The sequence below is a fragment of the Anaerosphaera multitolerans genome, assembly GCF_004006535.1.
Lineage (GTDB): Bacteria > Bacillota > Clostridia > Tissierellales > Peptoniphilaceae > Anaerosphaera > Anaerosphaera multitolerans.
Genome location: NZ_RLIH01000007.1, coordinates 1 through 23,996 on the forward strand (window position 1 = coordinate 1; position 23,996 = coordinate 23,996).

33 protein-coding genes and 1 tRNA gene are annotated in these 23,996 nt (G+C 30.7%); 29 read left to right on the forward strand and 5 right to left on the reverse strand.

What is annotated here, in order from left to right; all coding sequences use genetic code 11:
* Positions 1-23: 23 nt before the first annotated feature.
* Positions 24-188, reverse strand: coding sequence for a rubredoxin (rd, locus tag EF514_RS05880; RefSeq protein WP_127724506.1), 165 nt, complete (start codon positions 186-188; stop codon positions 24-26).
* Positions 189-355: 167 nt separating this feature from the next.
* Between rd and EF514_RS05885 the strand changes: the two genes are divergently transcribed.
* The 6 genes from EF514_RS05885 to EF514_RS05910 all read left to right on the forward strand — a co-directional run bounded on the left by EF514_RS05885 (position 356) and on the right by EF514_RS05910 (position 5,443).
* Positions 356-748, forward strand: coding sequence for an ATP-binding protein (locus EF514_RS05885; RefSeq protein ID WP_127724507.1), 393 nt, complete (start codon positions 356-358; stop codon positions 746-748).
* A 116-nt stretch (positions 749-864) separates the two neighbouring features.
* Positions 865-2,691 (forward strand): translational GTPase TypA, encoded by a 1,827-nt coding sequence (typA, locus tag EF514_RS05890; protein ID WP_127724508.1) that lies wholly within the window; start codon positions 865-867, stop codon positions 2,689-2,691.
* Between the two features lie 37 nt (positions 2,692-2,728).
* Positions 2,729-4,204 carry a cardiolipin synthase gene (cls, locus tag EF514_RS05895; RefSeq protein WP_240649018.1) on the forward strand — a complete coding sequence of 492 codons (1,476 nt, stop codon included), beginning with the start codon at positions 2,729-2,731 and terminating at the stop codon, positions 4,202-4,204.
* Positions 4,204-4,785: a M48 family metallopeptidase gene (locus EF514_RS05900; RefSeq protein ID WP_240649019.1), complete on the forward strand. Its 582-nt coding sequence runs from the start codon at positions 4,204-4,206 to the stop codon at positions 4,783-4,785. Before cls ends, EF514_RS05900 begins: the two co-directional genes overlap by 1 nt.
* Positions 4,785-5,249, forward strand: a complete 465-nt coding sequence (locus tag EF514_RS05905) for a YbaK/EbsC family protein (RefSeq protein ID WP_127724510.1) — start codon at positions 4,785-4,787, stop codon at positions 5,247-5,249. The genes EF514_RS05900 and EF514_RS05905 overlap by 1 nt, the downstream gene beginning before the upstream one ends.
* Complete coding sequence (locus EF514_RS05910; protein ID WP_127724511.1) at positions 5,246-5,443, forward strand: hypothetical protein; 198 nt, start codon at positions 5,246-5,248, stop codon at positions 5,441-5,443. Before EF514_RS05905 ends, EF514_RS05910 begins: the two co-directional genes overlap by 4 nt.
* Positions 5,444-5,451: 8 nt before the next feature.
* On the opposite strand, the gene EF514_RS05915 is transcribed toward EF514_RS05910, so the two are convergent.
* Positions 5,452-5,823, reverse strand: a complete 372-nt coding sequence (locus EF514_RS05915; RefSeq protein WP_127724512.1) for a zinc ribbon domain-containing protein — start codon at positions 5,821-5,823, stop codon at positions 5,452-5,454.
* 93 nt (positions 5,824-5,916) lie between these two features.
* Between EF514_RS05915 and EF514_RS05920 the strand changes: the two genes are divergently transcribed.
* Together EF514_RS05920 and EF514_RS05925 are read left to right on the forward strand one after the other, a co-directional pair.
* On the forward strand, positions 5,917-7,257 hold the full coding sequence (locus tag EF514_RS05920; RefSeq protein ID WP_127724513.1) for a hemolysin family protein: 1,341 nt from the start codon (positions 5,917-5,919) through the stop codon (positions 7,255-7,257).
* 397 nt (positions 7,258-7,654) lie between these two features.
* A tRNA-Thr gene (locus tag EF514_RS05925) sits at positions 7,655-7,730 on the forward strand.
* A gap of 64 nt (positions 7,731-7,794) precedes the next feature.
* Here the strand turns inward: EF514_RS05925 and EF514_RS05930 are convergent.
* The 3 genes from EF514_RS05930 to EF514_RS05940 all read right to left on the reverse strand — a co-directional run bounded on the left by EF514_RS05930 (position 7,795) and on the right by EF514_RS05940 (position 10,602).
* On the reverse strand, positions 7,795-8,550 hold the full coding sequence (locus EF514_RS05930) for a hypothetical protein (RefSeq protein WP_127724514.1): 756 nt from the start codon (positions 8,548-8,550) through the stop codon (positions 7,795-7,797).
* The gene (locus tag EF514_RS05935) at positions 8,547-9,527 is read right to left on the reverse strand and encodes a tyrosine-type recombinase/integrase (RefSeq protein WP_127724515.1); all 981 of its coding nucleotides are present in this window, start codon (positions 9,525-9,527) and stop codon (positions 8,547-8,549) included. Before EF514_RS05935 ends, EF514_RS05930 begins: the two co-directional genes overlap by 4 nt.
* Before the next feature lie 352 nt (positions 9,528-9,879).
* The gene (locus tag EF514_RS05940) at positions 9,880-10,602 is read right to left on the reverse strand and encodes a helix-turn-helix domain-containing protein (RefSeq protein WP_127724516.1); all 723 of its coding nucleotides are present in this window, start codon (positions 10,600-10,602) and stop codon (positions 9,880-9,882) included.
* A gap of 196 nt (positions 10,603-10,798) precedes the next feature.
* Here EF514_RS05940 and EF514_RS05945 point away from each other — a divergent pair, with 196 nt between their 5' ends.
* From EF514_RS05945 to ttdB, 21 genes are all read left to right on the forward strand, one after another.
* On the forward strand, positions 10,799-11,008 hold the full coding sequence (locus tag EF514_RS05945) for a helix-turn-helix transcriptional regulator (RefSeq protein WP_127724517.1): 210 nt from the start codon (positions 10,799-10,801) through the stop codon (positions 11,006-11,008).
* 63 nt (positions 11,009-11,071) lie between these two features.
* Complete coding sequence (locus tag EF514_RS10815) at positions 11,072-11,236, forward strand: hypothetical protein (protein ID WP_164845556.1); 165 nt, start codon at positions 11,072-11,074, stop codon at positions 11,234-11,236.
* On the forward strand, positions 11,229-11,426 hold the full coding sequence (locus EF514_RS05950) for a transcriptional regulator (RefSeq protein ID WP_127724518.1): 198 nt from the start codon (positions 11,229-11,231) through the stop codon (positions 11,424-11,426). Before EF514_RS10815 ends, EF514_RS05950 begins: the two co-directional genes overlap by 8 nt.
* Positions 11,427-11,569: 143 nt before the next feature.
* Positions 11,570-12,310, forward strand: coding sequence for a phage antirepressor KilAC domain-containing protein (locus EF514_RS05955; protein WP_127724519.1), 741 nt, complete (start codon positions 11,570-11,572; stop codon positions 12,308-12,310).
* Positions 12,310-12,588 carry a hypothetical protein gene (locus EF514_RS05960; protein WP_127724520.1) on the forward strand — a complete coding sequence of 93 codons (279 nt, stop codon included), beginning with the start codon at positions 12,310-12,312 and terminating at the stop codon, positions 12,586-12,588. The genes EF514_RS05955 and EF514_RS05960 overlap by 1 nt, the downstream gene beginning before the upstream one ends.
* A 1-nt stretch (position 12,589) precedes the next feature.
* Positions 12,590-13,408 (forward strand): phage replisome organizer N-terminal domain-containing protein, encoded by an 819-nt coding sequence (locus tag EF514_RS05965; protein ID WP_420836572.1) that lies wholly within the window; start codon positions 12,590-12,592, stop codon positions 13,406-13,408.
* A 10-nt stretch (positions 13,409-13,418) separates the two neighbouring features.
* Positions 13,419-13,622: a hypothetical protein gene (locus EF514_RS05970; RefSeq protein ID WP_127724522.1), complete on the forward strand. Its 204-nt coding sequence runs from the start codon at positions 13,419-13,421 to the stop codon at positions 13,620-13,622.
* Positions 13,623-13,625: 3 nt separating this feature from the next.
* Positions 13,626-13,832, forward strand: coding sequence for a hypothetical protein (locus tag EF514_RS05975; protein WP_127724523.1), 207 nt, complete (start codon positions 13,626-13,628; stop codon positions 13,830-13,832).
* 481 nt (positions 13,833-14,313) lie between these two features.
* The gene (locus EF514_RS10985; RefSeq protein WP_276317176.1) at positions 14,314-14,445 is read left to right on the forward strand and encodes a hypothetical protein; all 132 of its coding nucleotides are present in this window, start codon (positions 14,314-14,316) and stop codon (positions 14,443-14,445) included.
* Positions 14,446-14,534: 89 nt separating this feature from the next.
* Positions 14,535-15,302 carry a hypothetical protein gene (locus EF514_RS05980; RefSeq protein ID WP_205666380.1) on the forward strand — a complete coding sequence of 256 codons (768 nt, stop codon included), beginning with the start codon at positions 14,535-14,537 and terminating at the stop codon, positions 15,300-15,302.
* A 165-nt stretch (positions 15,303-15,467) separates the two neighbouring features.
* Positions 15,468-15,740: an RNA polymerase sigma factor sigma-70 region 4 domain-containing protein gene (locus tag EF514_RS05985; RefSeq protein ID WP_127724524.1), complete on the forward strand. Its 273-nt coding sequence runs from the start codon at positions 15,468-15,470 to the stop codon at positions 15,738-15,740.
* Between the two features lie 214 nt (positions 15,741-15,954).
* Positions 15,955-16,566: a sigma-70 family RNA polymerase sigma factor gene (locus EF514_RS05990; protein WP_127724525.1), complete on the forward strand. Its 612-nt coding sequence runs from the start codon at positions 15,955-15,957 to the stop codon at positions 16,564-16,566.
* Between the two features lie 183 nt (positions 16,567-16,749).
* Positions 16,750-17,427 (forward strand): hypothetical protein, encoded by a 678-nt coding sequence (locus tag EF514_RS05995; protein WP_127724526.1) that lies wholly within the window; start codon positions 16,750-16,752, stop codon positions 17,425-17,427.
* 358 nt (positions 17,428-17,785) lie between these two features.
* Complete coding sequence (locus tag EF514_RS06000) at positions 17,786-18,112, forward strand: stalk domain-containing protein (RefSeq protein WP_127724527.1); 327 nt, start codon at positions 17,786-17,788, stop codon at positions 18,110-18,112.
* Between the two features lie 219 nt (positions 18,113-18,331).
* Positions 18,332-18,505: a hypothetical protein gene (locus EF514_RS10820; RefSeq protein WP_164845557.1), complete on the forward strand. Its 174-nt coding sequence runs from the start codon at positions 18,332-18,334 to the stop codon at positions 18,503-18,505.
* Between the two features lie 217 nt (positions 18,506-18,722).
* Positions 18,723-19,361, forward strand: coding sequence for a DUF1847 domain-containing protein (locus EF514_RS06005; RefSeq protein WP_205666381.1), 639 nt, complete (start codon positions 18,723-18,725; stop codon positions 19,359-19,361).
* Positions 19,348-19,962 carry a GntR family transcriptional regulator gene (locus tag EF514_RS06010; RefSeq protein ID WP_127724528.1) on the forward strand — a complete coding sequence of 205 codons (615 nt, stop codon included), beginning with the start codon at positions 19,348-19,350 and terminating at the stop codon, positions 19,960-19,962. Before EF514_RS06005 ends, EF514_RS06010 begins: the two co-directional genes overlap by 14 nt.
* The gene (locus tag EF514_RS06015) at positions 19,955-20,599 is read left to right on the forward strand and encodes a GntR family transcriptional regulator (RefSeq protein WP_127724529.1); all 645 of its coding nucleotides are present in this window, start codon (positions 19,955-19,957) and stop codon (positions 20,597-20,599) included. The genes EF514_RS06010 and EF514_RS06015 overlap by 8 nt, the downstream gene beginning before the upstream one ends.
* 289 nt (positions 20,600-20,888) lie before the next feature.
* A complete protein-coding gene (locus EF514_RS06020; protein ID WP_127724530.1) occupies positions 20,889-22,154 on the forward strand; it encodes an SLC13 family permease in 1,266 nt (421 codons plus the stop codon).
* A 110-nt stretch (positions 22,155-22,264) separates the two neighbouring features.
* The gene (gene ttdA, locus EF514_RS06025; protein ID WP_127724531.1) at positions 22,265-23,164 is read left to right on the forward strand and encodes a L(+)-tartrate dehydratase subunit alpha; all 900 of its coding nucleotides are present in this window, start codon (positions 22,265-22,267) and stop codon (positions 23,162-23,164) included.
* Entirely contained in the window at positions 23,161-23,775 is a 615-nt protein-coding gene (gene ttdB, locus EF514_RS06030; RefSeq protein WP_127724532.1) for a L(+)-tartrate dehydratase subunit beta, read from the forward strand. The genes ttdA and ttdB overlap by 4 nt, the downstream gene beginning before the upstream one ends.
* The last annotated feature ends 221 nt before the right edge of the window (positions 23,776-23,996 follow it).

Here is a 23,996-nt window from a genome sequence, read left to right on the forward strand (position 1 = left end):
GAACTCCTTGGAGTTCCTGTTTTTTAATCTTCATATGGTTCAAAATCTTCTTTTCCAGCACCACATAGAGGACATACCCAATCCTCAGGTAGATTTTCAAAAGCAACGCCCGGTTCTATTCCTCCGTCTTCATCGCCTACAGCTGGATCATATATATATCCACATAGTACACATTCGTATTTTTGCATGTCTTTCTCCTTTCAAATATATTACATAATATTTTATATCCATATTCTCTTATTATAATCTAAAAAGTGGAAAAATTGTAGTATATTTTATAACAATTGATTAATTTGGGAAAAGAGTTTAAATGCGAATTTTCAGGGTAAATGTTAAATGCAATGGAGTGAGAGCAATGGAGAACATATTTAGTTTTAAAGGGACTGTGACCAGTGATTTAAGTGAAGTAAGACCTTTTTTAAAAAATGTTTTAGTCGGTTTAAGGGACCATATTCCGGACGAGGAATTGATGTTTGACTTGAGGTTGATATTAGATGAATTGGTTATAAATGGAGTAATTCATGGAAATCAAGAAAATGAAGAAAAATGTGTTTCTTTAAACGTAACTATTGAAAACAACGCAATTATAATTAAAGTAAAAGATGAAGGCTGTGGAATAAAATATGACTTTAATTCCTATGATTTTAGAGACCTTAAATGTTGTGGAAGAGGCTTGCTTTTGGTAAAGGCTTTAACGGACAGTCTGGTACTTAACAAAAATGAAATTATAGTGGTAAAAAATTATTAGTACTTATTAAAAAATATATCTAAGCTTATCTGAGCTGCTAGATATATTTTTTTGTTTTTTTACAGTATGTGTGAAATTGTGTTATAATTTATCTTTAATAGATGGGATGTGAAACTATGAATTATAGAGACGACGTTAGAAATATAGCGATAATCGCCCATGTAGACCATGGAAAGACCACGCTTGTAGATGCACTTTTAAAACAATCAGGTATATTCAGAGAAAATCAAGTGGTGGAAGACAGGGTAATGGATTCTAACGATATTGAAAGAGAAAGAGGAATTACAATTCTTTCCAAAAACACTTCAGTAAAACACAAAGATGTTAAAATAAATATTATTGATACGCCGGGGCACGCTGATTTTGGCGGAGAAGTGGAAAGAGTTTTAAAGATGGTAAATGGCGTTGTACTTTTAGTAGATGCCTTTGAGGGACCAATGCCGCAGACTAAGTTTGTATTAAAGAAATCCTTTGAGCTGAACTTGCCTGTAATAGTATGTATAAATAAAATTGACAGGCCTGAGGCAAGACCTGAGGAAGTAATGGATGAGGTATTGGACTTATTTATAGATTTAGGTGCAAGTGAAGAAATTTTAGAGTGTCCTTTCGTATATACTTCGGCAAAACAGGGAATTTCAACTTTGGATTTAAAGGAAGAGGGAACTAATATGGATCCTCTTTTTGATACCATAATTGAATATGTACCCGGTCCTAAGTGTGATGTGGAATCACCTTTTCAAGTGCTTATTTCCACAATTGACTATAATGAGTATATTGGCAGAATTGGAATAGGGAAAGTTGAAAGAGGAGTTTTTCACGAGGGCGACCAAGTGGTAATAGTAAATTATTTAAATCCTCAAGATGTTAAAAAAGTTAAAATAGCACAGGTTTATGAATTTGAAGGACTTGAGAGGGTTCCTGTAAAAGTAGCCAAAGCGGGTTCTATTGTAGCTATTACAGGAATAGAAAATATAAATATTGGAGATACTATTTGTAGTGAGGATGATCCTACTCCTTTGGAATTTGTAAAGATTTCAGAGCCGACAATTTCCATGAACTTTTCAGTAAATGACTCTCCCTTTGCAGGAAGAGAGGGTAAGTTTTTAACTTCAAGACAGATTAAAAACCGATTATTTAGAGAATTACAGACAGATGTAAGCTTAAGAGTTGAGGAGACAGATTCTACAGATTCTTTTAAAGTTTCCGGTAGAGGAGAATTACACCTAAGTGTTTTAATTGAAAACATGAGAAGAGAAGGTTATGAATTTCAAGTATCCAAGCCGCAGGTTTTATTTAAAACTATTGATGGGAAAAAATATGAGCCTATGGAAAAAGTTACAGTAGATGTATCCAATGAATTTGTAGGAACTGTAATAGAAAAACTGGGAATGAGAAAAGGCGAGTTGGAGGTTATGCAGGAACCTACAGGCGGTTATGCAAGACTTGAATTTAAAATACCGGCAAGAGGTCTTATAGGCTATAGAAATGAGTTTTTATCCGATACTAAGGGAAATGGAATCTTAAATTCAGTATTTGACTCCTACGCTTCCTATAAGGGAGAAATTCCAAAGAGAGTAGATGCTTCTATAGTTTCCTTTGATACAGGAGTGGCTTCCGCCTATGGACTTCATAATGCCCAGGAAAGAGGAGTACTCTTTATTGAACCGGGCAGCGATGTATATGAAGGACAAATAGTGGGTCAATCTCCTAAAGGTGTGGAGTTGGAAGTTTCAGTTACAAAGACTAAAAAGCAATCTAACGTAAGAGCATCAGGGTCTGACGAGGCTTTAAGATTATCTCCAATTAAGGATATGAGCTTGGAAGAAGCTTTGGAATTTATTGAAGATGATGAATTAATTGAAATAACTCCAAGTACATTTAGGATTAGAAAGAGTATTTTAAATTCACAAGCAAGGTATAAATCTAAGAAAAATTTAAAATAGTGGTGATGCTATGCTTTTAGAAATATATTATTTCCTTTTGGATTTTTTTAATGCCTACGGAAATATATTTGTATCCTTTGTGCGATCTTACAGTATTTTATTTTTAATAAATCTGTTCTTTACCGGAGTTATAATATTTTTGGAGAGGAAAAAACCCACTTCAACTTTACTTTGGGTTATGGCTATTAACTTTTTGCCTATCTTTGGATTTATTTTATATTTATTTATAGGACAGGACCTTTCAAAAAAGAAGATGTTTGATAAAAAAGATATAATAAAAGTAAAAATGCAAAAAAATGCACAGGAACAATTAAATGATATAAGAAGTGGCAAGTATGTCTTTGAAAATGAAAGGACTAAGGATTACGTTGAAATGATAGAGATGTTTAACGTCTCTGAAGATGAAATTTTCTATCAAGGGAACGATATTGAAATGTTCAATGATGGAAGAGATATGTTTAAAAGACTTTTAGACGATATGGAAAAGGCAAAGACTTCAATTTACTTTGAATCCTATATTTTTAAATCCGACGGTCTGGGAACTGAAATAATGGAACTCTTTAAAAGAAAAGTTAAAGAGGGAGTAGAGGTTTTATTACTTGTAGATGGTATGGGTGCAAGAAAACTGACGTCTAGAGATAGGAAGGACTTAGTAAGAAACGGAGTTAAGCTTGCTATATTTTTCCCGGGACTATTTGGAAAATTCAATACCCATATGAACTATAGAAACCATAGAAAAATTATAGTAATAGACCATGAAATAGGATATGTTGGAGGTCTTAATGTAGGCGATGAATATATTTCCAAAAATGAAAAATTCGGTTTTTGGAGAGATGAGCATATTAGAATTATGGGGCCTGCAGTGATGGGACTGCAGTTTAGATTTTTCTTGGATTACAGATTTGCCGCCAGTGAAAAAGATGGAGCTTTTATAACCCCCATAACTAATGAAAAGAGATATGGAAATAAGGACATATGTATAGTTACCAGCGGACCGGATACAAAAGCGGATTCCATAAGGAACGGATTTGATAAAATAATTTCACGGGCAAGGAAGCATATTTATATACAGACACCTTATTTTGTACCTGATGACGGATTATTTAATTCTTTAAAGGTGGCAGCTCTTTCAGGCTGTGAAGTTAATATTATGATTCCAAGAACACGGGACCATCCCTTTGTTCATTGGGCAAGTACTTCTTTTATAGGAGAACTTTTGGAATGGGGTTGTAGGGCATACTTTTATGAAGGAGGCTTTCTACATTCCAAGGTAATTTGCTGTGATGATTACCTTTCCAGTATTGGTACGGCAAATTTTGATATTAGGTCCTTTGAATTGAACTTTGAAGCAAATGCCTTTATATTTGACGAGGAAGTGACGGCAACTTTAATTAAGGATTTTGAAAATGACGTAAAGTTGTCGACGGAACTGACTTTGGAGAGTTATGAGAAAAGGCCTATTATAAATAAAGTAAGAGAGGGAGTAAGTAGACTGTTGTCTCCGTTGCTATAATGGATATTGAAATTAAAATTACTAAAAAGAATATAAAAAATATAAGGGTTTCAGCTTCTACTGAAGCTCTTTTGGTATCGGCTCCCAAGTATATGAGTAAAAAAGCTATAATGAAGGTAGTTGAGGAAAATGAAGAAGAACTTTTAAAATTAGTTGAAAGAGCCAGAAGTAAAAAATATATAAATAATATAGAAAAAGGTGAAATTTATCTTTTCGGGGAACTTTTAAAGGGAGATACTTTAAATTATCTAACAGATGAACTAAAAGTTGAAAATTTTTATAGAGAAGAATTAAAAAAAGTTCTAGAGAATATATTTGAGGAATTAAGAGAAATTACTGGACTTAAAGAGAAAAGTTACACTGTTAGAAAAATGAAAAGTAGATGGGGAACTTGTTATCCTGAAAGAGGTTTGATAAACTTAAATTTAAACTTGGCTAAACGGCCCATAGATGAAATCAAATTAGTGGTGCTACATGAATTAATTCACCTTAAACACCCTAATCACTCAAAGGACTTTTACAGTGAACTGGGTAGGTATATGGGAAATTATAAGGAAGTTCAAAGGAGGCTTAAAGAATAATGTCTTTTGAAAAAGTGGTGGAACACCTAAGGGAAAAAGGACTGGAAGATAGAATAAGTGAGTTTGACGTATCGTCGGCAACGGTAAGTTTAGCAGCTGAGGCAGTGGGGTGTAGGTCTAACCAAATAGCTAAGACGCTAAGCTTTAAAGATAGGGAAGGCAACCCTTTTTTAATTGTCGTGTCGGGAGATGCAAAAATCAACAACAGAAAATTTAAGGATGAGTTTGCATACAAGGCTAAAATGCTAAGCGCTGAGGAAGTTGTGAACTTAGTCGGTCATGCAGTGGGAGGAGTATGTCCCTTTGCAATAAAAGACGGTTGTAGAGTTTATTTAGATGAGTCTTTAAAGGCAGAAGAAATAATTTATCCGGCAGCAGGCTCGGCAAACTCAGCTGTTAAATTAACTATTGAGGATCTGGAAAAGGCAAGTGACTTTGAAAGATGGGTAAATGTAACTCAATGAAAAGATTTGTTTTTAAAGTAGGTGTACTTTTAATACTAGCTGTAAGTATTATTGGCTTTATAGATTTAAGAGATTTTGTAGTATATGATAAAAAAGATGGTACTGAAAAACTTGAAGAAGTAAATTATAAAAATAAAAGTTCTTTAAAGACCGTAGAGGATAAAGTAAAGAACTTATTAGAAGGAGAGGAATAACTCTCCTTTTAATTTTTTAAAGGATTGCCACAACGTGGACAAAAATCGTAATTTGGATTGCAAAGTTCTCCGCAATTTGGACACCTTATAAGACCGTAATCATACCCTACATTAGTTAAATCTTCATCTCTAATTTGGATGTTTTCTCCTTTTTCCAATCTCATTCCCAGATTTTTATCCAATTCATAAATTTTATTACAGCAATTGTATTTTAAATAATATTTCTTATTCCATTTAATAATGGGAATAAAAAATAAAGAGAAAACATAATAAGTTACATAAGCTTCAATTCTGGCATACTTGCCACAATTGTGAATAGTTAAATCAAAATTATGTTCAATATTTTTTTTATTTTCATTAATTCCAAATATAAAAAACATATTTCCTCCGAAAAATAATATATTTATACATAGTATGGTAATTATAATATATTATTGATATAATTATTATAAAATTATTTTGGAGGAATGTAAATGGACAGTGGCGGGCCCAGTCTCTTGCCTAAAATTTTAATAATAGTATTTTTAACAGCTTTAAATGCTTTTTTTGCATCGGCAGAGATGGCAATGGTATCAAGTAATAAGAATAAAATTCAAACTTTAGCGGACGAGGGAAATAAAAAGGCAAAAGCTCTTTTAAGAGTTACAAGTGACCAAACGAGATTTCTATCAACTATTCAAGTAGGTATTACTTTGGCTAACTTGTTTTCATCAGCTTCGGCAGCAACTTCACTTTCACCTTATTTGGCTATGGTGTTAGTAGATATGGGAATACCTTATGCATCAACTATTTCCTTAGCGTTAATAACTATTTTGTTGTCTTTTATAACTATAATATTTGGAGAGCTTGTACCAAAGCGTATAGCGCTTCAAAATGCGGAAAAGGTTGGATTGGCTTCGGTGAGGATAATTGATTTTATATCTAAAGTCACCTATCCTTTTGTTAAATTTCTGTCTTTTTCAACTACCTTTGTATTAAAAGCACTTGGACAATATTCTGAAGACGTTGAGGAAAGGATATCTGAAGAAGAGTTAAAATCCTATATTAGAGTGTCTCAGGAACAGGGTGTAATAAATTTATCCGGTGAGGAAATGATAGTTAAAATCATGGACTTTGATGATAAAATGGCCCATGAGATAATGACTCCAAGAACGTCAATATATATGATTGACTATGATGAGTTTGACAATAATAAAATAAATGAAATTTTGGACAGCGGTTTTTCAAGAGTTCCGGTATTTAAAGAAAAGGCCGACAATATTGTAGGAATTATCTATTTAAAAGATCTCTTTGTGGAGTATTCTAAAAATGACTATAAGAGCATTGATATAGATAAAGTTTTAAAGGAGCCTTACTTCATTCCGGAAACAAAAAAAATTGATTCTCTTTTAAAGGAATTACAAAACACTAAAAATTACGTAGCTGTGTTAATAGATGAATATGGAGGATTCTCTGGAATAGTAACCGTCGAAGACATAGTGGAAGAGATAGTTGGAGAAATAGAAGATGAGTATGATAAAATAAATCCTAGAATGGAAAAAATCGGTGAAGATCTCTACCTAGTTGATGGTTTTATGGACATAGACGATGTAAATGAAGAATTAAATATAGAATTACACTCTGATAATCACGAGACTATTTCAGGTTTAGCGGTGGAATTGTTAGGTTATATCCCAAGTCCAGATCAAGTAGGAGCAGTGGTAAACTTTGAGAATATAGCTTTATTAAAAGTGTTGTCTGTTAAAGATAACAGAATAGAAAAAATAGAGCTAAAGATTTTAGAAGAGGAATCAGAGGAAGAAGATGAAGATTAAAGTGCAGTTAGCTGCACTTTTTTATATTTATATAATGCTAAAAATAGGGGACTATATTTTAAAAGTTAGGATTTTAAGAACAGATATAAATGTTTTAAAATATAATAGAAACTTTTAAACTTCCCCAAAATAGAAAGACAATAACAGAATTATTAAAGAATATTGACAAAGTTTGACAGTAATGGTAATCTTTAAAAGTATGATAAAGATTAAAATGTTGTTAAAAACTTTTGATAGGTTCTAATATTGTTAGTGATATTTGTTAGTTGTTTGTTGAAAGTGATTTGTCATCAGCCGTATCAGGTTTTCGTTGATTTTTGGGTTAAAATATAGAAAATAGTCAAAGAGGGAATACTTAACCAACCTTAAATTTTTAATGATTTAAATATAATATTATGCTATCGTAGCTCAGTAGGTAGAGCACTACATTGGTAATGTAGAGGTCGCGGGTTCAATTCCCGCCGTTAGCTCCATACATACAGCGATTTATAAAAAGTTAATCGTACTAAAATCGTACTAATAAATTAAGAGCCTGTTTTAAGGCTCTTTTTCAAATGAATCAATTAAATCAGATATATCGCTTTCAAAATCAGATTTAGAATATCTATTATATATTTCATCATCAATAAACTTATCAATCATATCACAATACTTGTTATTTATCTGTGCTACTTCTGAATCATTGAGATTAACATCTGGTATAGTTATGTTACTTTCACTATAATGGTTAATCAAAATATTTTCATTTTCATTATATTGGAATTCTTTTTCTTCATTGGTCAAACTGTCGTTTTCTATTTCTTTTTTTATTATGTCCCATTCAGTTTTTAATAAAATTTGTGAATATTTTAAAAGTTCTTTTCTTAAAATATCAGCTCTATTGGAATGAGTTTCTTTTTCCTCTTCTATTTCAGAATCAAAAGCTAAATGGATAGATACTGTTATATAGTCAACCATTTTCATAATTTTTTTATGGCTATTTTCTTTTGGAAATAAAAATAAGAACAGTTTATTTCTCAGAAGATATAGTTTCTTTAAATTTGTTTCTGGATAACTTTCAGCTTCTGCCATAAATTCAGATAGGATATTTCTGATATTATTTACCCATAATTTTCTTTCAGAGGTAATAACGTTACTGAAATTATTTTTTTCGGATAGTTGCATATTTTTCTTATGTTCTTTTTTGCTTAAATAAATATTTATACTGCCTGTAATTATAGATGCTATTACTGCAGATGATAATATTGTTATTATATAATGCCATAATGTTGTAGATGTAGCTGTTTCATTCATTTTAAATTCCTTTCTAAATTTTCTAATTTATTGATTAATGTATTGTCTGAATTAGGGAACAGGTGAGAATATATATTTAAAGTTGTATCTACTTTTTCATGGCCAAGCCTATTAGATATGGCCACAACATTTATACCATTGTTTATTAATAGTGAAGCATGGGAGTGCCTAAGGTCATGTATTCTTATTTCGTTAAGTTCCGCAGTGGCAGAGTATCGTTTTATGGCTTTCTCAAATACCCGCCTTTGATATGGGAATATCCTGTCTTTGCCCTCGGGTTTATAGACTTGTTTTTTAAAATCCTTTATCTTATCAATAACAGATTTAATCATAATAATATCCCTTTTACTTTTGGTAGTCTTAGGCTCTGTTATGACGTCTTCCTGCTCTATTCTTTGATATGATTTAGTTACTTTAATGGTATTAGTTGAATAGTTTATATCATTCCAATTTAAGGCTAATAACTCACCTATACGCATACCCGACCAATAAAGCATATTAAAGCCTAAATGCAAATCGGGTCTATCTACTGTATCAATAAACTTATTAAACTCTTCCAAAGTCCATATTTGTATCTCATTATCTGATGTGGTTTTTCCTATGGAACCAGCTTTTAAACATGGATTTTCTTTCAGGCCATGAAACCTTACAGCATAATTAAATATAGCTGATAATAGAGTATTTAAAGACTTTAAATAGGTTTGACTATACTCTTTCTTAGTTCGTGGACTTTTAGCCTTTAATATTTGATTTTGCCACTCTCTTATTACAAGAGGGGTTATATTACCTATAGTCATATCACCAAAATAAGGTAATAAATGAGCAGATAGGTAAGTTTCTTTAGTTTTATAAGTGTTTAGTTTTATTCTTTCGTCAAGGTCGTTTAGGTATTTCTCACTTAGAGCCTTGAAACTCATTTCAGGATTTAGACTAATATTGTTTAGAAAATCTCTTTCCCAATCGTCAGCCCCCCTCATTGAGTTAAAGCCCTCTTTTTTCTTCTTTTTTCTATTGCCCTGGTAAATCGGTATAATAAAAAGAACAATACCACTTTTTAGGATTGCTCTTCATTCTCTTTGATGGCATATTTTTCGTTCCTTTCTCCAATATTTAATTATAAACAAACTTATAGTGGTGGGGTTTTACTATAGGTATGCTATGACATTGCCATTATTTTTTATAGCTAAGTTATGGCTAAGCTATAGCCATGCTATTAATGTATACATTTATTATGTTATTGCATACATAAACTTGGTTAATGTTTCCATAATTCAGGTTAATGTAGAATTAACTGGGGTTTCTGCTGTATAAACTATGGTTATTTATGAATTAAAAAGGCATTTCATAATCATCAGCTTCAAAAGAATTATTTTTAGTATCTTGGGTTTGATTAGATTGATTATTTAAATTGTCTAAATCGTCAATTAAATTCTTTATTTTTTTTGTTGGGTTATAATCAGTTTCGCCTTTCACAATTTCCAGCAAGTCTTTTAATAAATATCCAGCTGTGCTCTCATCGATATGTATTATATCTTCCTCAGATTCGCCTGTAATAATATATAAATTAATACTATTATTAGGATGGTCACTATAATTAATTAGTAAATATTCATTGCCACCGATATTGGCGATATAAAGGTCAAATACCTTGGTATCGAAAGACTCGATAGAATAATTTGTACCATAAGGACCATTAGAAGTTGATTCAAAAGGAAATGATGTATTGGATAAATCGTAAACTAAATCAAATTCGTAAGAGTTATTTATTTCAGCCCACGATATAAGTCCGGCAGAAGTTTTATCAATTAATTTATCTAATAGTACCATTTCTGGACTCATTTTATCGGTGTCTAATCCCATAAGATAACTTATCGACACATTGAAATATTTTGCTATTTTTTCTAATGTTTCTTTGTCAGGATAGTTATCTTTGCCTATTTCATTTTCGTAGTAACTGATGACTCTGTTACTTTTCCCTATGATTTCTCCTAATTCTTTTTGCGTAATTCTTTTTTCAGACCTTAATTTTTTTAATATCTCTCCAAAATTCATAATTTACCTCCGCATCTAATGAAATTATATATTACATAAAAAAAAATAGCAATATAGAGTAACAAATATACTTACGAAATATTTACAACAATATTTACAAAAGGTATTGACAATAAATATATAGATATTGTATTATGATAATAACGAATTTACAAACGAGTAAATCGTAAATACGTTTACGAATAGAGGTGATTGTGTGAGAAATATTAATTTGAAAATAGCAAGAGTAAAAGCTAATAAAAAACAAAGGGAAGTGGCCAAAGATTTAGATATTAGTGAAATGTATTTACGTCAATTGGAAAATGGACAAGCTAAGAATCCATCACTAAATATTATGAGAAAATTAGCGAGTTATTATAACTGTAGCTTAGATGATTTATTTTCATCAGATATGCAAATGTATTAAGAAGTAATTTAAAGTAGAAAGGTGGGTAGTATGCTATGGAGTTATTGACATAGAATTGATTTTATGATGGATAGTAAAAGATTAACAAGACAACAAGCAATTAGAAAAAAATGTTTAGATTGTTCGGGACAAAGTTTTAAAGAAGTTAAAGAATGTCCAATAAAAAAGTGTCCGTTATATCGTTATAGGTTAGGCTATGAAGAGAAAGGAGAAGTAAAGAATGGCTAAGCTAATAAAAGTTGAAGATGTAGCTGAAATTTTAAATATCAGTTTATCTATGAGTTATAAGGTTATGGCAGAAGTTAATAGAGAATTGAAACAAAAGGGTTTTATGACAATAAGAGGAAGAGTGCCTGAAGAGTATATCCGAAAAAGATATAATTTATTAGATGAAGAGGTTGTAAGTAAAAATGATTAGATTGAATAATGGTATAAAAAAGCACAGAGGTAAGGCCTTAAACGAGTTCCCCAACCCGACCTTACTTCTGTGGAAAGAAACGTATTGCAAAATACGCTACTTTCATTATACCAAAAAATGGGGATATGTGAAAGGAGCTAAATATGAACGAATTATTAAAAATAGAATTAAATGAAAATCAAGAGCCTTGTATTAGCGGTAGGTTATTACATCAGTTTTTAGAAGTTGAAACACCATATACACAATGGTTTGAAAGAATGATTGATTACGGTTTTATTGAAAAGGTTGATTTTATGAGTTTTTCACAAAAAAGTGATAAACCTCAAGGAGGCAGACCATCAATAGATCATATAATTAAATTGGATATGGCCAAAGAGTTATCTATGATACAAAGAACAGAAAAGGGAAAGCAAGCAAGACAGTACTTTATTGAGGTGGAAAAGGAGTTTAACTCACCTGATAAAATTATGGCCAGAGCTTTACAGATAGCTAATAACACTATTAATAATTTAACATTAAGTAATACCGTTAACAAACAGAGAATAAAGGAATTAGAGCCTAAGGCTACTTACTATGATGAGATATTAAACAGTCCAAGCCTAATAAGTATTACACAAATAGCTAAAGATTATGGTATGAGTGGTAAAGCTTTAAATAAAAAGTTACATGAGTTAGGTATACAGTATAAACAGAGTGGAACATGGCTCTTATATCAAAAGTATTCAGGTTTAGGCTATACGAACAGTAGAACAGTGGAGATTGAAAGGTCAGATGGAAGATTAGATACAAGATTACACACCTATTGGACACAAAAAGGCAGATTGTTTCTATATGAGTTATTAAAGAATAATGGCATATATCCATTAATAGAGAGGGTAGCATAATGATTAAGGTAGAGGGTTTTTATAAAACAAGAACATTAAATATATTTCTTAGTCTCCTTGAAGAAGAGCAGGTAATAAAAGTTGATATAAAAGGTCCAGGACTAACAAGAACATTGGAAGAGGAATTTGTCTATTTTGTAGTATTTAAAGTTAAAGATGATAAGGAGTTAGAAAATATTTGGATAGAGTGTAACAAGAGGAAATATGAAGAAGGGAAAAAAGAGATAGATAACTTAATAAAGAGAAAAGAAAGATATCTACAAGTTAATGGAGGTTAAGGTGGCTAAAAGGTATTATTGGCTAAAGCTTAAAGAGGACTTTTTCAAACAAAATGAAATTAAAAGGCTTAGGAAAATAGCAGGTGGTGATACTTATACTATAGTATACCTTAAACTTTTATTATTGAGTTTAAAAGATGAGGGGAAAATATACTTTGATTGTGTAGGAGATAGCTTTATAGATGAGTTAGCATTGGAACTTGACGAAAAAGAAGATGATATACAAGTAACGGTTAATTATTTACTTCAAAAAAATCTTATGTCTATAGTTGAAGATGATGAGTATTATTTAAATGAAATACCTACAATGATAGGATCAGAAAGTGAGTCGGCAGAACGTGTAAGACGTCACAGGGAGAAACAACAAGCGTTACAATGTAACAGTGATGAGTTACATTGTAACAATGATGTAACACAGAGTAAGAGTAAAGAGTCAGAGTTAAATATAGAGTTAAATAAAGATATAAATAACAGAGTAATAGAGTTAAAGGAAAAAGAAAATTTATTTACTCCTGTTTACTCTGATAGTAGTTATAAAGAATACGAAGAAGAAACTATTAATCATTTAACTAATGTTTGGAATGAATATATACCTTTTATCTTTAAGGGAGCATCATACCTCAATAAGGATGATAAAAACAAAATTATTAAGCTTGTAGAAAAGTATACATTGCATGTTATAGAAGAGGCCATTAAAAAAGTATCAAGTATAGATTATTATATGGGGAAAGAACCTAACAGAAATGGTAATACATTTAAAATTAGTTTTATATGGTTTATAGAGAACTTTTACGAGATATATTTAAGAATTAATTTATAGGGAGTATGTTATGGTCAAGATAGAAAAGGCAGGTAACATTTATAAAATTGTAGGTGAATATGGTAATTCTATTAAGTGTAATTCACTTGAAGAGGTAAGTAAAAAAGTAAATCAAATGGTTAAGCTTATAGATGCAGTTCTTTTAAATGAACCTAATAACGAAATATTAAAAAGTGTAAAAAAAGAATATGAAAGATTGATTAATGAGGAGTAAGCTATGGAAAATGTATCCTTAGTAAATGATTTGGAAAGGCTAAATATAAAGGGGATAAATTTAAAAATTGCAAGTTGTGATGATGTTGTTAATATAATTAAAGGGAAAAAGGTATTGTTTACAAAAGTAGAAATATACTTATTGAGTTTATGGATATTATTAAAAGATGAAGAATATGCAGATAAATTAATAGCAGAAAAATATATATAAATAAAAAGAACAGGGAATATAAAAAAACTGTTCTTTTTTTAAAGTTAGAAAGGAGATAATTATTAGTATAGTTTAGTTTTATATGGGGTTTATTATAACTAAGGACTAATAATTATTTAAAAGGAACAATACTATATATAGTGCCAATTATTACAATGTTGTCAATACACGCTATATATAGTATGATTGTAACATACATATGAAATTATGGAAATACTTTTTAAGGAGATAGGAAATGGAAGATTTAAAAAATACTCATGTTGATGAGGGGAACAAAAGCACTCAAATTGAGAACGTAGAAACTCAAACAGAGGACAATAACAATCAAGTAAAGACCTTTACATAGGAAGAGGTTAATAAGATTGTACAGGAGAGACTGGCCAGAGAAAAAGGGAAAAATCCTAATGATGAAATAGAGGAAAGAGAAAAAAATCTAATCAGTAGGGAGCTAAAAGTAGAAGCTTATGAGTCTATTGATGAAATGGGACTTCCTAAAGATGTACTTGAGTTGTTAGATTATTCAAATAAAGATAATTTTGATAAGAGCTTAGAATTAGTAAAGAAAACATATGAAATGGCTAACGCAGAAAAAAAGATACAGGAACAGCTATAACAGGCGGAGGAAATCCATACCATGGAGAAGATATTTCAATAAGTAATGCTTTTAGACACCCAAACCTATAAAAAAGGAGTGTTTAATTAATGGCAGTAAATTTAGCAACAAAATATTTGCCTTATGTAGATGAACAATTTACAGCTGAAAGCAAATTATCGCTTATAACTAATCAAGATTTTGATTGGACAGGAGCAAAGACAGTAAAGGTATTTAAAGTAAATACAAGTCCAATGAACGATTATGACAGAAGTGGTACAGTAAAACCTATGACAAGATATGGTGATGTATCAAACTTAGGAAATAGTACAGAGGAATTTACTATAACTAAAGATAGATCCTTTACTTATTCAATAGATAAGATGGATAGAGATGAAACCTTAAATACATTGGCGGGAGCTTCATCACTTGCAAGACAAAACAGAGAGGTAGTAATACCTGAAATAGACACCTATGTTATTAATAAAATTATTGATGGAGCGGGTACAAAGGCAGCAGCTATGGATTTAACAGATAAGAATATTTATGGTGAGGTATTAAAAGCTAATGAGGTATTAGATGAGGCCATGGTGCCTGAATATGACCGCTATTTATTGGTTACACCTAAAATATATACACTTATCAAGAAAAATCAAGATTTCTTAATGGCTACAAACATAGCACAAGAAATAAAAATAAAAGGTGTAGTCGCGGAAATAGATGGAATTAATGTTATTAAAATACCATCAAATAGAGTACCCAAAAATTTTGGTTTCTTACTTTGTCATAAAGTAGCTACAGTAGCACCTAAAAAGCTTGAAGAGTTTAAAATTCATCAAGACCCACCAGGAATAAGTAGAGGGTCGATTGGTATATGATTCCTTTGTATTGGATAAAAAGAAAATGGCTATTTACTATCAAGAGGTTGGGGCTTAAAGCTTCAATCTCTTTTTTAAGTACATAAGTAGAAAAATAAAGAGAGGTAAATTATATTGCATTTTAATAATGAAACAGTAGAATTTTTGTTGAGAAATTATTTAGAATTGAAAGCTGTGAATTCAAATAGATTTCTTTTAATTGAAAACGCACAAAATAGTATAAAATCAAATGAAATTAAAGAAAAGTATAATACTGTTGCTTTGAAATTAAATATGCTTGAAAATGCAATTAATTGCTTGTCAGAAATAGAAATAAAGGTAATAGAAAAGAGATGTCTTAATAATTTGACATGGAAACAAGTAACAAGTTTTGTTGGATATAGTGAGAGGCAATGTAAAAATATTAAGAAAAAAGCATTGAAAAACTTGTCAGAATAATGAACTCATCAATAGCATAAGCACAGAAACATATTAAAATTAACATAAAAACATAGAAATGTTGGAAATTGTTGGAATATAAAACGAAACAAACCCCATGCAAAGAAAAAAGTTTGTGAAGGTTAAACGAAACAAACCCCATGATGAATTAATAATATCCCAAAGATTAATAAAACGAAACAACTCCATGACAGTATAAAAAGGAACTAACTTAATGATTGATAGTAAAGATAATAATCGCTTATTTAAGCTATATGCTAAAGATAAATCCAATATAGAACTAAGAAATGAAATAGTATTAAATAACTTAAAGTTAGTACCTTATGCTATAAAGCTTAATGGTTCTTTTAAATTAGAATATCATGATTATGATGAATTACTTCAAGAGGGGTATTTAAAGCTTATTGAGGCGGTAGAAAAGTTTGATGTTGAAAAGGGATTTACTTTTTCATCTTATGCGGTATCTTATCTAAAATCAGTAACAAGGAATAGGCAAGACTATAATAAAGATGTTTCCTTGGATACTCCTGTAAAGGGGTTTGAAGATGAAAGTTTAACAATGGAAGATACTATTGAAGATGAAACGGTAAATATTGAAACTGATAGCATAGATAGGCAGTTTAGTATGGAAATAAGAAAAGCATTATCTTTGAATTTAGAGGTTGAAGAATTAAGGATAATAAAAGCCTACTATGGCATAGAAATGGGGAGAAAAGACGTTAAAGACATAGCAAAACATTACGACTTATCAATTAATGAACTAAGAAGAATAAAGAGAAGAGCTGAGGGAAAGCTAAAAAAACAAGATTTTTTAAAGAAGCTATAAAGGGAATAGAGCCATCATATTTTAAACCTATTTATTATGGAGAGCGTTACTCAAAAACTAATTTAGTAAATAGGCCAGTTGAGAATTACTTAATCAAAAAAGAAAGAATGGAGGAAAGAGCTTTTAAGGGTGCTATTATTAATGGTTAAGATTTGGGTATATATAAAAAAGGAGGTATGCTATATGTACGATTATATTTATGCACAGTTAAAGCTGTTATATTTGCAAGAAGGGAGTATTTATATTGGAGAAAATATAAAAGACGTAGTTAAGTTAAAAGCCAAAGAGCATAAAATGGCTTTTGCATTAATACTAATATTTTATGTATTATTTGGATTCTTTTTATTTAAAAAAGCTAGATTAGAAGCGTTATTATTACCAATAATTTGCATTATATTAATAATTTGGTACATATCTATAAAAGAAGGAGATAAAAGAAGTGAGATTTTTAGTAAATATGATTTTTCTGAAAAAAAGTTGAAAGAAATTAAAGTAGCTTTAGAATTATATTTTTCTAAACAGAAAATGGATACTCAATTAGTTTCATTTATAGAGTATTTAAAAGATAAAGAATGTAATATACCTAAAATAGATATTCTAAGAGTAATAGGGGTTTTATTAGGGTCAGGAGCTGTAGCTATACTTAACTCTGTATTAAAAACGACAAATGTAAATTTCACCAATATAACAAATGTTGTTGGTTTAATTATATTACTAATAATACCTTTGATATTATTTATGAATGATACGTATGAAAATGAAAGAAAATTAACAAGTAGGATTGTAGGTGATTTAATATACATAAAAAATAACCGTACTAAAATCGTACTAAAAAATCATGCAGAAGATAAAAAAGAGTAGTTTTATAGAAATATGGAGAAATGAAAAGGCTTAAAATAGCCATTTAGAATTAAAGAATATTAAAAAATGAATTGGTAATGTAGAGGTCGCGGGTTCGATTCCCGCCGTTAGCTCCACACTTAGAGGGTTTAGTCACCCTCTATTTTTATGCAAATTTAAGTACTACAATTTTTAGAAATGGAAATTATGAATTAAATAACTAAAATTAGTATTTTATATTCTGTATGTGAAGCTTCTAGTAAACATATGATTGATGCGAATATAATGTATTTAAATGAGGATGGTATAAAGGCTTTAATTAGTCAGACATACTATTGAGAATTGTATAGAAAAAACTAACTATTTTAAGGAGCAAGAGATGAAAAAAATTTTAAGATATGTATCCTTTGTTTTTACAATGATATTTGATTTAGTCCCTATTAATTCAGCATTGGTTAAGGAAGATATTACAATAAAAGTAAATGGGAGTGAAATTAAATTAGATGTAGCACCTTTTATGCAAAAAGGCAGAGTTGTGGTATCGGTGAGATCTATTGGAGAAGAAGTAATATTTGAAGATAAAAACTTTAATGTAAGACTAATAATCATATTTATTATAAAGGGAGATATTATTTTAAAATCAAACACCAATCTTAAACTGTTTGAAATTGTCCAGCGGAAACATACCGGTGGAAAAAATAAGTGATAGAGTAATAGATTCGTATTATGGATTTATAAATTTTTGTGAATACAAATATGTGAAACTCCAGAGACAGTAGTGGTTTCTCATATTTTTTAATTTAATAATTTTATAATTTTCTGATTTCTTGCAGTATAATATATTGAACTGTGGTTAATTTGTTATAAAATAGGTTAGGATATTTTAAGAGACAAAGAGAAGAAAAATAAGTTCTAAGAGGTAAGTATGGACAATAAGAAATTTATAATTTTGTATTTTATTATAATCTTTATAGTGGGGGCAGTATGGTCTTTATTACAAAATTATACAGGAAGCGTAATTCCCAACTATATTGCAAAGAAACTTTTTATTATAGCAGCCCTTTATGTAGTGGCATTGACCTTTAATAAAAAAGGATAAGTTATTAAATTATAGGAGCTATATAAATTAGAAAGTGAAAAAAATATATAAATACAAGTTATTAAATATTTTAAGAGTTCTTTTAGAAGAAATTATGCTTTAATAAGACTTCTATCTAGAATGCTATCTTGATTTATATCGGTGCTAATGAGTAGGATTGACATAAATAAGATAAAAAGGATACAATATATTGTATAAAGTTTAAGGAGGAATTAAATTGAATTGTGCTATGTGTAAAGTTTTAGCTTGTGCTAAAGGAGATGATTTAAACTTACCTAAGAATTGTCCTACTGAGAAACAAAATATAAAATCAAACTCATTTAAGATATATAAAGAATATGAAGACTTTTATATTAAAAGTTCTGAGATTGAAGCTGATGGATATGGAAATTGGGTAAGGCTTAAAGAAATAGGCGAATTGTGTATTAGAATGAGTTACAAAAAAGTAGGGATAGCTTTTTGTAAAGGCTTACAAAAAGAAGCTGCTATAATACATAGCATCTTAAAAAACAATTTTCAATTAGAAGTTATTTCTGTAATTTGTAAAGTAGGAGGAATAGATAAATCGGAAGTTGGTATTTCAGAAAATAAAAAACTCAATCCAGAGGAATTTGAAGCAATGTGTAATCCTATTGGACAAGCAGAATATTTAAATAAAATGGGAACTGAATTTAATATTGTAGTAGGACTTTGTGTGGGCCATGATTCACTTTTTTATAAGCATTCAAATGCATTGGTTACTACTCTTATTGCAAAGGATAGAGTACTAGCACATAATCCTGTAGGCGCTGTATATGGTGCAGATAAATATTTTAAAAATAAACTTTTATCGGAGAATGTAGATGGAGAAGATTAATATAAAACAGCCTAAAGATTATATAACAGAAAATATTATTGAAGAAATAATTTTAGGCAATATAGAAGATGGAGATGAATTGGTCCAAGAAGATATAGCAAGGGTGGTAGGCTTATCAAGAATGCCTGTTAGAGAAAGTCTTCAGATTCTTGAATGGACAGGCTTTGCTAAAAAACTTCCTAATCGTCGCGTAGTAGCCGTGGCGCCAACAAAAAAAAACATAAAGTCTACTTTTAGAACGTTGGCATTTATTGAATACAGTATAATTATACAAATTATAGAAGAAAATAAGTTGTCCGATTTGGAAAAAATAATGGCGGAATATATTAAGTCTCCTTCAAGGAGAAAGGAAGTGGAAATTCATAGATATATTTCAGAGATTTTAGGTGTGTATCCTATTTGTAATATCCATAATCAACTTTTATCGGGATATTTTAACTATGCGGTAAATAATAGAGAAAGAGGTGTTGATAGTATAAAAGAACAAATAATTGAAATCAAAAAGTCTTTTTATGGGGAAAAAGAAAGTATTTTAAGTGCATTGAATGATTATTTTAAATCACTGTCAGAGGATATGATTGAGGTGGGAGAGTATGACTAATTTAAAACCTATAAAATTATTGCCTGCTAGAGAGCAGATAGCATCAGTTTTAAGAAAACAAATTCTTTCACGCAATATTAAAGAGGGTGAAACTATCTCTTTAGAAGCTACAGCTAAGAAACTGGGAGTTTCTGTAACGCCTGTTAGAGAAGCTCTATATATTTTAGATTCAAATGGACTTGTGAAGTTAAGGCCGAATAAAGAAGCTTTAGTAATGGGAGTAACTCCTAAGACTATAAGAGATCATTATGAAATAAGAGCCATATTAGAAAGAGAAGCTGCAGTTATGGTTTGTGAAAACAAGGCGGATTTAAGTGATGTTGTAGCTGCGTATAATGGTGGAGTAGAAGTTATAAAAAATAATAAAGCAAAGGATTATGGTGCTTATAATCAAGCATTTCATGTTGCGATTTGGAAAGCATCCGGCAACGAAAGAATGGAATCACTACTTTCTTCTATGTGGAACGGACTTTCTATGGGTGATAATGTGACAAAGGAAGAATATGCCAAAACTTCAATTTCAGAGCATAAAGATATTTTAAATGCTCTTGAAAATAGGGATAGAGAACTTGCTAGAACATTAATGAGTAACCACATATTCCGAAGTATGGAGAATATACTTACACATTTTAAATAACTTAACTAATTAATATAATTTTTTTAAAATTAAAGTTTGTATGCAATTGCAATTATAAAAATCTTATTCAAAAATAAAAATAGCTATTATAGAAATTATTGTTTCTTTCATAATAGCTATTTTTTGATATTTTAAAAATAAAGTTTGGCAGAGATTAAATACTAAAAATTTAGTTGGGCGTTTATATTGACAATGAAAAAGGAAGTTAGTATAATCTTATTAATATATTTAATAATGGATCCAATATAAAATATATTAATAAGATTGTTTGTGAAGGGGAGGTTTTAAAATGAGTACAGCTTCAATAACTTTACTTTTTTTGTTGTTCGCTATTATTATGTTTGTTTGGGAAAAAATTCCGTTAGCACTTACATCTATGATTGTATGTGTGGGTTTAATCTTAACAGGAGTTCTTGATCCTAAAGCTGCATTTAAGGGTTTCGTAGATACAAACGTAATTTTATTTGTTGCAATGTTTGTTGTGGGGGGCGCACTTTTTGATACTGGCATGGCTAATAAAATAGGTTCTATTGTTACAAAATTTGCGAAAACAGAAAGACAGCTTATTGTTGCAATTATGGTTATTACAGGTATTATGTCTGGATTTTTAAGTAATACAGGTACAGCTGCTGTATTGATACCAGTAGTTATTGGTATTTCTTCAAAATCAGGATTTGCACGTTCTAGATTATTAATGCCGCTAGTATTTGCAGCAGCTATGGGAGGAAATTTATCTCTTATAGGAGCGCCTGGAAATATGATAGCACAGTCAGCTCTTCAAGAAATAAATATGGAATTTGGTTTTTTTGAATATGCCTTAGTTGGTGGTCCCATACTTATAGTTGGTATTTTATTCTTTGCTTTTTTTGGATATAAGCTTTTACCAGAAGTAAAAGAGAGTGATTCTCAAGCATATGGAGATACAGTTGATTATAGTAATGTTCCTAAGTGGAAACAATACACATCGCTTATAGTTTTAATCTTAACTGTAATTGGAATGATTTTTGAAAAACAAATAGGCATACCTCTATATGTTACAGGTTGCGTAGGGGCTATTGTATTAGTTCTTAGTGGGGTAATTAGCGAGGAACAGGCATATAAATCTATAGACATGCAGACAATTTTTCTTTTTGGCGGAACCTTAGCTTTAGCCGCAGCATTGGAGGAAACTGGTGCAGGACAATTAATTGCGAATAAAGTTGTGGGATTGATGGGAGATAATCCTTCACCCTTTGCCCTATTAGTGGCAGTCTTTGTTATATGTGTAATTTTAACAAATTTTATGTCAAACACTGCAACAACTGCTTTAATGGTTCCCATAAGCCTTTCCATAGCTATGGAGATGGGAGCAGATCCAAGGGCTGTTTTAATGGCAACTGTAATAGGCGGTTCTTTAGCTTATGCAACACCAATAGGTATGCCGGCAAATACAATGGTGCTTTCGGCAGGTGGATACAAATTTAGAGATTACATAAAGGCTGGACTTCCATTGATTATTTTAGCATCTATAGTTAGTCTTGTCTTGTTACCTATTTTCTTTCCTTTCTATCCGTAATTGGAGATGAGAAAAGGGTTGTAGTAGTAAGTTTTTTATTTGGGAAATCAATTATAAATTTATCTGTGAGTAAAATTAATTTTAACTTCAGTAGTTTGGAGGGAATATATATGAACAAAGAACATCAGATTCAAGAAATGACTAATATAATGAGTCGATTTACGGCTTTTGTTGGCAAGAAACTACCTGATGATGTAGAGGAAAAACTAGCAAGTTTAAAAGAAAAAGAAACTAATTCTCTTGCTAAGATAATCTATGAAACTATGGAGACAAATCAACAGTTAGCTATGGATTTAAATCGACCTTGTTGTCAAGATACAGGCGTAATACAGTACTGGGTAAAATGTGGCTCGAATTTTCCCTTAATAGGAGAACTTGAAGGGATACTTAAGGAAGCGGTAATTGATGCAACTATTAAAGCTCCTTTGCGTCACAATAGTGTTGAAACATTTGATGAATATAATACGAAGAAAAATGTGGGAAAGGGTACGCCTACAGTATTTTGGGAAATTATACCTGACAGTGATCAGGCGGAGATATACACCTATATGGCAGGTGGAGGATGTTCTCTACCGGGTAAGGCAATGGTTTTAATGCCGGGGGCAGGCTATGAGGGAATTACTGAATTTGTATTGGATGTAATGACCAGTTACGGATTAAATGCATGTCCACCTTTGTTAGTAGGTGTTGGAGTAGCTACGTCTGTAGAAACTGCAGCCCTACTTTCAAAAAAAGCTTTAATGCGCAGTGTTGGAAGTAAGAATGAGAATGAAAGAGCAGCAAAGATGGAGAAACTTTTAGAGGACGGAATTAACTCTATTGGGCTGGGACCACAGGGAATGGGTGGAAATTATTCTGTTATGGGAGTTAATATTGAAAATACTGCTAGACATCCTTCGACTATAGGTGTAGCAGTAAATGTAGGATGTTGGTCACATAGGAGAGGACATATAATTTTTGATAGAGATTTAAATTATAATATTGTTTCTCATAAGGAGGCGGTAATATGAAAAAGAAAAAAATACTTACTACTCCAATAAGCTCTGAAGATTTGGAAGGAATAGAAGTAGGAGATATAATTTACCTTACGGGACATTTTGTAACCTGTAGAGATGTTGCACATCGTAGATTAATAGAAAGGAACATCGAACTTCCGGTTGACTTACAAGGTGGGGCTATTTTTCATGCTGGTCCTATAGTTCGTCCGCTAGAAAATAATAAGTATGAGATGGTTTCTATAGGACCGACAACTAGTATGAGAATGGAAAAATTTGAAAAAAAATTTATTGAACGTACAGGGGTTAAACTAATTATAGGTAAAGGTGGAATGGGTAGAGACACGGAAATAGCATGCCGTGAAGAAAAAGCAATTCATGTGGTTTTCCCAGCGGGATGTGCAGTTGTAGCGGCTACAGAGGTGGAGGAAATAGAGGATTATAAATGGGAAGATTTAGGAATGCCCGAAACTCTTTGGGTTTGTCGTGTTAAAGAATTTGGACCTTTAATTGTATCTATTGACACGCAAGGAAACAATTTATTTGAAAAGAATAAAGTGATATTTAACAAGCGAAAGGATAAGGCTATTAAAGAAATTAGTGAAAATGTAAAATTTATAAAATAATAAACAAGTTAGAGACCGGCAGGTGATAAATTACTTGCCGGATTTTTAAATATTATTTTTTAAAATCTTAGTAAATTTTTAAAAAGTTATAATTATTAAAGAGTTAATATTTCAAAATAAAAACATTCTGCTGAAGAAGTGAAAGTATTCTTTTTAGATTAAACCTAGCTTTTTGTAACATGATTTATAAAAATATATGGTGATGTTGTGTATTATAAAAA